Origin of the sequence: Streptomyces sp. NPDC002490, assembly GCF_040296045.1 — a bacterium.
Taxonomy (GTDB): domain Bacteria; phylum Actinomycetota; class Actinomycetes; order Streptomycetales; family Streptomycetaceae; genus Streptomyces.
This window is the reverse complement of record NZ_JBEOWM010000099.1, coordinates 1-8,747: the sequence shown is the minus strand read 5'-3', so window position 1 is coordinate 8,747 and position 8,747 is coordinate 1. Positions and strand designations below refer to the sequence as shown.

The window sequence follows — 8,747 nt, the reverse complement described above, 5'->3', positions numbered from 1 at the left end:
CAAGACGCTCGGCTGGGATACCCCAGCCGAGCGTCTACATGATCTACTCACCACCTGAAACCAAGTGGTGTTGCGACGACCCCTTGAACCCAAGGCAGTCGTACGGGCCCTTCGTCGTGCCCGCGGTTCAGCCCCGTCCGTCGGGGGGCTCGGGGTCCCGCGCCGGCGGCGGGGCGGGTTCGGCGGTCGTCGGGAGCACCGGGGCGACGCCGTGCGCGGTGGCGCCGTGCGGGGCGGGCGAGCCGCGCAGGGCGTACTCCCCCGAGTAGGCGCGCAGATAGCCGACGACCGTGTTGGTGACGGCGACCAGCGGCACCGCGACCACCGCACCGCCGATCCCGGCGAACAGTCCGCCGGTGGCCACCGCGAGCACCACCGCCAGGGGGTGCACCCGCACGGCCCGGCCCAGGATGAAGGGTTGCAGCACGTGCCCCTCGATCTGCTGCACCGCGAGCACCACCACCAGCGTCATCACGGCGGTGAACACGCCCTGGGTGACCAGGGCGACGACCACCGCGAGCGCTCCCGACACCACCGCGCCGACCAGCGGGATGAACGCGAACAGGAAGATGAACACGGCGAGCGGCACCGCCATCGGCACCCCGAGGAAGTAGATGCCGAGGCCGATGAAGACGGCGTCGATCAGGGCGACCACCACCGTGCCCCGCACGTAGGCGGTGAGCGTCCGCCAGGCGCGCGGCCCGGCACCGGCGATGCCCTCGCGGGCGGCGCCGGGCACCAGTCGCAACAGCCACTCCCAGATCCGTCGGCCGTCGTAGAGCAGGAACAGGGTGGAGAACACGGTCAGCAGCACACCGGTGAGGACCTCCACGATGACGGTGACCCCGGCCAGGCCCGCGGACGTTATCGAGTCGGTGTTGGCGCCGATCGCGTCCCGCAGGGTCTTGGCGATGTCGTTGATCTGGTCCTCGGTGACGTGGAAGGGGCTGTTGAGGAGCCACTTGCGCAGTTCCTCGATGCCGTCCTGCACCTGGCTGGACAGGTGGTCGACGTTCTCCAACACCTGCCACACCACGAACCAGCCGACCAGCCCGAGGAAGACGAAGCCGAGGACCGCGGTGAGCGCGGTGGCCAGTCCCCGGGGCACTCCGTGGCGCTTCAGCTTGGCCACCGTGGGTTGCAGCAGTGCGGTGATGAGCAGCGAGGCGACGAAGGCGAGCACCACCAGTCGGACGGCGCTGATGACCCGCATCAGCACCCAGACCGTGCCGGCGAGCACCAGCAGCCGCCATCCCGCCTCGGCGGCTACCCGCAGTCCCCAGGGCACGGCCCGGGCCGGGTCGGGTCGGGCGGACACGGCGGGCAGGTAGGTGACGGGGGTGGCGGGGCCCTCCGCCACGGGGTCCGGTGCGGGGGGCGGTGTCGTGAACGCGGGCCGGTCGCGCGGGGGTTCGCGGGGCGGCGGGTCGTCGGGGTCGCGGCGTCGTTCCGCCGCGGCGCGCCGCGCCTCCCAACGCTCGCCCAGGCGGGTCAGCCCGGCTCCCCACCGGCCCAGCCAGCCCGGTACTCGCGACATGATCCGCACCCTTTTCCGCCGTCCGCCGTGCCGCTCGCGTCCGACGGGTGCCTCGCGTTCGCCGCTCACGACTCCCCCCGGTGTCCCGGAGCCCCCCAACGGTACATGCCGAAGGCCCCTCGCCGAAGGACGGTGAGGGGCTCGGAAAGGTTGAGCTGCCGCGGTGCGGGGCGGAGCCCCGCCGGCCGGCGGGACGGCTCAGTACCAGCGGTTGGCCTGCCAGAAGTCCCAGGCGCCGCAGGGGCTGCCGTAGCGGCCCTCCATGTAGCTGAGGCCCCACTTGATCTGGGTGGCCGGGTTGGTCTGCCAGTCGGAGCCCGCGGAGGACATCTTGGAGGCGGGCAGCGCCTGGAAGAGGCCGTACGCGCCCGAGGACGGGTTGACGGCCTTGTAGTTCCAGTCGGACTCGTGGTCCACGATGTTGCTGAAGCACTGGAACTGGTCGGCGGGGACCACGGCCCGGGCCATCGCCTGGATCTCGGCGATGGTGTACGAGCCCTTGGCGGGCGTGGTGGGGAGACTGCCGGAGGCGGAGGCGGTACGGGTGGCGGACCGGCTGGCGGCCTCCTCCTTCTCCTTCTTCTCCGCGCGCTCCTTGGCCTCCTGCTCGGCCTTGGCCTTGGCCTTCGCCTCGGCCTCCTTGGCGGCCTTCGCCTCCTGTTGCTTGGCGACGGCGTCCTTGGCGGCCTGGATGCGGGCCGTCTCCTCGGCGCTCTTCTTCGCCACGGAGTCGGCGGCGATCGCCTGGGCGTCGGCCTGCTGCGTCAACGAGGCGGTCATGACCTGGGCCTGCTGGCCCGCGGGAATGTCCGCGAGGAGCGTCGAGTCACCCGCCGTCGCCTCGAAGTCGTTCGAGGACTCCTGCGGGGTGCCCGAGGCGACGCCCACGACGGCGCCGACGGTGGTGACCGCAGTGGCAGAGGCCACCGCGAACCCGCGGACGGAGATCCGGCTCACACGTTTTCCTTCCAGCATCGCCCGCACGGGTGACCCTCGCGGACGCGATCGTGCCCCTGGCGCTGGCCTCCGGTACTGCGACGTCACGGGAGGCACGGACCCGATGGGCAACTCCCCTGACGGGAGGGCCCGGTGGCGCTCGGGCGGCATACGACGGGCGTTATGGAATTCTCGTGTACGGCAGTGTGCCACGGCACCGATGGAGGCTTGGCGACCGTGCGGCACGGTGTGTCGTATGCAGGGCCTGACAGGACAGAGACTCTGCCGCAGCCGTACACCGCAAGGCAATTCCGGGTTGAGTGGGATAGGTCACACCTCGCCCGTTCCCGTGCTTCCCGCCGAACTCCCCCACACGGCGGCGTCGCCCGGCTAGGATTCCCGGCCCCTTCGGACCAGGACCCCGGCCGAGCGACGCCCAACACCCCCCGAAAGGTGCACCGTCGAGCACTTCACCCGCTTGACGGACGAACGTTCCCCCACCGGCCCATTCCGCCTACACCGGTCATACCGGGGGAACGCGCGCCGCCCTACACCACGGCGTCCTCCAGCAACTCGGTCACCAGCGCCGCGATCGGCGAACGCTCCGAACGGGTCAACGTGACGTGTGCGAAGAGGGGATGCCCCTTCAGCTTCTCCACCACCGCCACCACCCCGTCGTACCGTCCGACCCGCAGGTTGTCCCGCTGCGCCACGTCGTGGGTGAGCACCACCCGGGAGCCCGCGCCGATCCGGGACAACACCGTCAGCAGGACGTTGCGTTCCAACGACTGGGCCTCGTCCACGATGACGAACGCGTCGTGCAGCGAACGCCCCCGGATGTGGGTGAGCGGCAACACCTCCAGCATGCCCCGCGCGGTGATCTCCTCGATCACCTCACGACTGGTCACCGCCGACAGCGTGTCGAACACCGCCTGCGCCCACGGGCTCATCTTCTCGGCCTCGGTGCCCGGCAGGTAGCCCAACTCCTGGCCGCCCACCGCGTACAGCGGTCGGAACACCATCACCTTCTGGTGCTGCCGGCGCTCCAGGACGGCCTCCAGGCCCGCGCAGAGCGCCAGCGCCGACTTGCCGGTGCCGGCCCGGCCCCCCATCGAGACGATGCCCACCTCCGGGTCGAGCAACAGGTCCAGGGCCACCCGCTGCTCCGCGCTGCGCCCCTTGAGCCCGAACGCCTCCCGGTCCCCGCGCACCAACCGCACCCGACCGTCGGCGGCGACCCGGCCCAGGGCCCGGCCCCGCTCCGACTGGATGGTCAGCCCCGTGTGCACCGGCAGCTCGGCCGCCTCGGGGACGTACAGCGCGTCCTCCTCGAAGAGCAGGTCCACCTGTTCGGCAGGGAGCGACAGCTCCGTCATCCCGGTCCACCCGGAGTCCGTGATCGCCAGCTCCGCCCGGTACTCCTCCGCGAGCAGGCCGACGGAGGACGCCTTGATCCGCAGCGGCAGGTCCTTGGAGACGACGGTGACGTCGTACCCCTCGGCCTGGAGGTTGCGGGCGACCGCCAGGATGCGCGAGTCGTTGTCCCCCAGCCGGTACCCCACCGGGAGGACGCCCGGGTCGGAGTGGTTCAGCTCGACCCGCAGCGTGCCCCCCAGCTCCCCCACCGGGAGCGGGGCGTCCAACCGCCCGTGCCGGACGCGGTAGTCGTCCAGCAGCCGCAGGGCCTGCCGGGCGAAGTAGCCCAGCTCCGGATGGTTCCGCTTGGCCTCCAGTTCCGTGACCACGACGACCGGCAGGACGACTTCGTGTTCGTCGAAGCGGGTCATCGCGTTGGGGTCGGCCAGCAGGACGCTGGTGTCGAGGACGTAAGTGCGCCGGTCTGGCGTGCGGCGCTTCGAGCTGGTCACCACGGAAGGACGTACCCCCTCGGATGAGGTCGGGGGGCGACCGGGCGGCAGGAGGCCCCGGCCACCACCCCACAGGGAAGGAACGAACCGGGTTCGGGCCGCGGGGCGCGGGCCGGACTCCGGCCCTCCGCCTCGTCCGCACGACACGTGCGGTGCACCTGGTGCAAAGAGCCTCCCGGGCGGACGGGCATGCCGTCCGCTGCGATCCGGCATCCCTCCCGGTACCGCCGACCGATACCGTTCGGATGCCGACCTGGGTGGCTTATTCCCTCCAAAACCCACCGTCATGCCACACCAGTTGACGGCGCGTGGCGGAACGGCCGATGACGACCGGGGGGACGGTCGGGGGACGGGGCCCTGCGTCAGCCGCCGTAGCGCCGGTGCCGGGCCGCGTAGTCGCGCAGCGCGCGCAGGAAGTCGACCTTGCGGAACGCGGGCCAGAAGACCTCGCAGAAGTAGTACTCGGAGTGCGCCGACTGCCAGAGCATGAACCCGGAGAGCCGCTGCTCACCGCTGGTCCTGATGACCAGGTCCGGGTCGGGCTGGCCGCGCGTGTAGAGGTGCTCGGAGATCACGTCGATGTCGACCAGTTCGGCGAGTTCCTCGAAGCTGGTGCCCCGTCGGGCGTGGTCCAGCAGCAGGGAGCGCACCGCGTCGGCGATCTCCTGCCGCCCCCCGTACCCCACGGCCACGTTCACGAGTATGCCCGGATTGTCGGCGGTGGCCTGTTCCGCCTCCTTCAGCACCAGCTGGGTCCGGTCGGGCAGCAGGTCCATCGTGCCCACGTGGTGGACCCGCCAGCGGCCGTCCCGGGCCAGACCGCGCACCGCGTCCTCGATGATCCCGAGCAGTGGGACCAGTTCCTCCTGCGGACGGTCGAAGTTGTCCGTGGACAGCATCCACAGGGTGACCACCTCGACCTCGGTCTCGGCGCACCACCCGAGGAACTCGGAGATCTTGTCGGCCCCGGCCCGGTGGCCCTGCGCGGTGGTCTCCCCCGAAGCCTTCGCCCAGCGCCGGTTCCCGTCCAGGATGACCCCGATGTGCTTGGGCACCTGAGCGTGGTCGAGGCGTCCCTCCACCCGGCGTGCGTAGAGTCGGTACACCAGGTCGCGCAGGTTCACGTCTGTTCAGCCCCTAGGTGGAAATAGCCGTCCCCGAGGGGCGCCACCCTACCGGTGTGCGTGGGATGCGCCGAGCCGGGGGCGATGCCCGGCTGAAGTAGTTTCGGGTGCATGAACGACACCACTTTCTACCGAGCGCGACCGGACCGTTACGACTCCATGGAGTACCGGCGTTCCGGCCGAAGCGGGCTGAAACTGCCCGCGATCTCCCTGGGCCTGTGGCACAACTTCGGCGACGACCGCACGTTGGACTCCCAGCGGGCGATCCTGCGCCGCGCCTTCGACCTGGGCGTCACCCACTTCGACCTGGCCAACAACTACGGCCCCCCGCCCGGCTCGGCCGAGCTGAACTTCGGCAAGCTGCTGCGGCAGGACTTCGCCCCGTACCGCGACGAGCTGGTGATCTCCACCAAGGCCGGCTACCTGATGCACCCCGGCCCGTACGGCGAGTGGGGCTCCCGCAAGTACCTGCTGTCCTCCCTGGACGCCTCCCTGAGCCGGATGGGGCTGGACTACGTCGACGTCTTCTACTCGCACCGGTTCGACCCGGACACCCCGCTGGAGGAGACCATGGGCGCCCTGGCGTCCGCGGTCCAGCAGGGCAAGGCCCTGTACGTCGGCGTGTCCTCGTACAGCAGCGAGCAGACCGCCGAGGCCGCCCGGTTGCTGCGGGAGATGGGGGTGCACCCGCTGATCCACCAGCCCTCGTACTCGATGATCAACCGCTGGACCGAGGACGACCGGCTCCTGGACGCCCTGGAGCGGGAGGGCATGGGCTGCATCGCGTACGTGCCGCTGGCCCAGGGCCTGCTGACGGACCGGTACCTGAACGGCGTGCCCACGGACTCCCGGGCCGCCCAGGGCAAGTCCCTGGACCCGGGCCTGCTGAGCGAGGAGGTGCTGCACCGGCTGCACGCCCTCGACGCCATCGCCCGGCGGCGGGGCCAGAGCCTGGCACAGCTCGCCCTGAGCTGGGTGCTGCGCGACCCGCGGATGACGTCCGCGCTGATCGGCGCGTCGAGCGTGCGGCAACTGGAGGAGAACGTGGCCGCCCTGGACGGCCCCCCGTTGACCGCGGAGGAGTTGGCGGAGATCGACACGTACGCGGTGTCGACGCCCGGCGCGAACATCTGGGCCGCCCGGGGCTGAGGTGAGGCGCCGGGGCCGACGGCGGTTCCCCCGCCACCTCCTCGGGGAGGGGGCGCACCGGGACCGCCGCCGGTCCGCCGAGGCGGTTCCTCCGGCCGGGCCGATACGGAAAACGGGCCGGTCCGTGGGGGGGGGGGGGGATACGGACCGGCCCGAGGGGGGGCTTCCACCATAACCCTTCGTATGCGCTCCTGCACGCATCACGCGCCGATCGCTACTCTCCGCAGTCCTCTGGGGTTCACCCCTGCCCTCCTCCCACACGCCCCTGACGGCCCGGAGAACCCGGAGCAGGGGTCGGAAACAGCTGGTACGCAGGGGTTTGCGGCCACATTCGAAGGGCCGTGGACCCTCCGGGCCTCGGCGGCCCCTCCCGGGGTTCCCCACCCCGCATCCCCCGGGTGGGTGAAGGGCGCCCTCGGCGCGTGTTGACGCCCACCGGGGGCGGGGGCGCACCCGCGGGGGCCCGGTGCCGCGCAGCCCCCTCCACTGCGCGGTACCGCCCCGCGCAGCTTTGCTCACGCGAATTTACCTTGGTCTGAACTTACGTGAATTTTATCTTCAGGGCGAGCCGACGTCGATAACGATGTGGAGAACCTGCCGGGCCCGGGACCCCGCACGGGCGTCGGAGCGTGGGCGGGCCGGCCGGCCGCGCCCACGGCTCACCTGACGGGTGACCGCCGGTGAGCCGGGGACCGCGGGCCCTCAGGGCGAGGCCGAGCCGGCGGGCTTGTTCCCGCTCTCCGTGCCCTTGCCCGTCTCGGCCGGGTCCGCACCGGGGCGGGGGAAGGACACCTCGACCCGGCGGTTCTTCCGGCGGCCCTGTTCGGAGGAGTTGTCCGCGATCGGGTAGTCCTCGCTGTAGCCGCGCACCTCGTAGGTCACCTCGGGGCCCAGGTGGGAGGCGAGGGCGTCGTGGACGGAGTCCGCGCGCCGCTTGCTCAACAGCTTGCCGTGCTCGTAGGAACCGAGGTCGTCGGTGAAGCCGAAGACCCGGACGGTCGTCGCCTTCTGCGCCTCGACCTCGTCGGCGATCGCCTCGATCCGGGACAACGCCTCCGGGTTGAGCTTCGGGCTGTTCTTGGGGAACAGCACCTCCGCCTGGAGCGCGAACTTCACATCGGTGTTGGTGTCCTCGCGACGCTCCTGGCCGCCGAGTTCCTCGACCACCGACTTGATGTCCAACACCTTGACCGGCGCCAGGCTCGCCCCGCCGGCCAGGCGCAGCCCCGGACTGCCGGCGTCCACCTCCGGCGGCGGAGCCGCCTCGGAGACGCTGCCGGGCGGGGCGCTCGGATCCTCCGGGGCGGCCTCGGCGGGGGTGCCGGTGAGCAGCAGGGCCAGCAGGGCGGTGAGGGCCGCGGAGCCCGTGCCCGCACGTCGGCCGGGTGTGCGGCGGGCAGGGCCTTCGGGGGCCCGCTCGGTGGCTTCGGGGGTGGGGGCGGAGTCGGTCATCGGCTACTCTCCCCCGCTGATCTCGATGGCGGCGGGGGGCATGGAGCCCACCTGGAAGTCGACCTCGGTGGTGCCTTCGGGCGGGGCGGGGAACTGGGCGAACCAATCCACGGTCTCACCGGATCCGACCCCGCCGGTGAACCGGGTGCACAGGCAGCGACCCTCGGTGTCACGGAGGACCAGGTACTTCTTCTTTCCCGTGTTGTCCACCAGACTGGCTCCGGCGATGGAGCCTCCGTTCTTGACCAACTCGCTCTCATCTCCTCGCCACTCACCAGCCGACCAAGGCTCGCCGGAGCCATTCACCACCCTGCCTTGCACGGTGACGAATCCGCCCTGGCCACGGACCGCGGAAGTGACGGTGAGCGTCAGCCCTCCTCCCTTGACTTCAGCCAGGTCCTCCTTCGCGGATTCCCCCGAGATTGGGGTTCCGCCCTCGTCGGGGTCGTCCCCCTGCCGCGGGCTGGCAGCGGGCTGGCTCGCCGGCGCCTTTCCGTCCCCGGTCTTCTCACCCCCGTCTCCTCCACCGCAGCCACTCACAGCGAAGGTCAGCAGAGTCGTGGGGGGGGGGCGGGGGGGGGGGGGGGGCCCCCGCCCCGGCCCGCGGGGGGGGGGGGGGGGTGTGGGGGGGGGTGGAGGCAGGGGGCAGGGGAGGGGGGAAAGGGGAGGCAGGGGGGAGGA

Annotated in this window: 7 protein-coding genes; 1 reads left to right on the top strand and 6 read right to left on the bottom strand. The window is 71.6% G+C overall.

The window, feature by feature from the left end; genetic code table 11:
* Positions 1-127 precede the first annotated feature (127 nt).
* The 4 genes from ABT092_RS30450 to ABT092_RS30435 form a co-directional block, all read right to left on the bottom strand.
* The gene (locus ABT092_RS30450) at positions 128-1,537 is read right to left on the bottom strand and encodes an AI-2E family transporter (RefSeq protein WP_351249668.1); all 1,410 of its coding nucleotides are present in this window, start codon (positions 1,535-1,537) and stop codon (positions 128-130) included.
* 198 nt (positions 1,538-1,735) lie between these two features.
* On the bottom strand, positions 1,736-2,494 hold the full coding sequence (locus tag ABT092_RS30445; RefSeq protein WP_351249666.1) for an aggregation-promoting factor C-terminal-like domain-containing protein: 759 nt from the start codon (positions 2,492-2,494) through the stop codon (positions 1,736-1,738).
* Positions 2,495-3,021: 527 nt separating this feature from the next.
* Entirely contained in the window at positions 3,022-4,344 is a 1,323-nt protein-coding gene (phoH2, locus tag ABT092_RS30440; RefSeq protein WP_351249664.1) for an RNA 5'-3' helicase PhoH2, read from the bottom strand.
* Positions 4,345-4,703: 359 nt separating this feature from the next.
* On the bottom strand, positions 4,704-5,465 hold the full coding sequence (locus ABT092_RS30435; RefSeq protein WP_351249662.1) for an isoprenyl transferase: 762 nt from the start codon (positions 5,463-5,465) through the stop codon (positions 4,704-4,706).
* Positions 5,466-5,576: 111 nt separating this feature from the next.
* Here ABT092_RS30435 and mgrA point away from each other — a divergent pair, with 111 nt between their 5' ends.
* Positions 5,577-6,614, top strand: a complete 1,038-nt coding sequence (gene mgrA / locus ABT092_RS30430) for an L-glyceraldehyde 3-phosphate reductase (RefSeq protein WP_351249660.1) — start codon at positions 5,577-5,579, stop codon at positions 6,612-6,614.
* Positions 6,615-7,316: 702 nt separating this feature from the next.
* Here mgrA and ABT092_RS30425 read toward each other — a convergent pair.
* Entirely contained in the window at positions 7,317-8,066 is a 750-nt protein-coding gene (locus ABT092_RS30425; protein WP_351249658.1) for an OmpA family protein, read from the bottom strand.
* Positions 8,067-8,069: 3 nt separating this feature from the next.
* On the bottom strand, positions 8,070-8,621 hold the full coding sequence (locus ABT092_RS30420; RefSeq protein ID WP_351249670.1) for a hypothetical protein: 552 nt from the start codon (positions 8,619-8,621) through the stop codon (positions 8,070-8,072).
* Positions 8,622-8,747: the final 126 nt, after the last annotated feature.

Bases quoted from the DNA above. Each gene is read 5' to 3' on its own strand.
- ABT092_RS30450 (WP_351249668.1), bottom strand. From the start codon at position 1,537: ATGTCGCGAGTACCGGGCTGGCTGGGCCGGTGGGGAGCCGGGCTGACC.
- ABT092_RS30425 (WP_351249658.1), bottom strand. From the start codon at position 8,066: ATGACCGACTCCGCCCCCACCCCCGAAGCCACCGAGCGGGCCCCCGAA.
- mgrA (WP_351249660.1), top strand. From the start codon at position 5,577: ATGAACGACACCACTTTCTACCGAGCGCGACCGGACCGTTACGACTCC.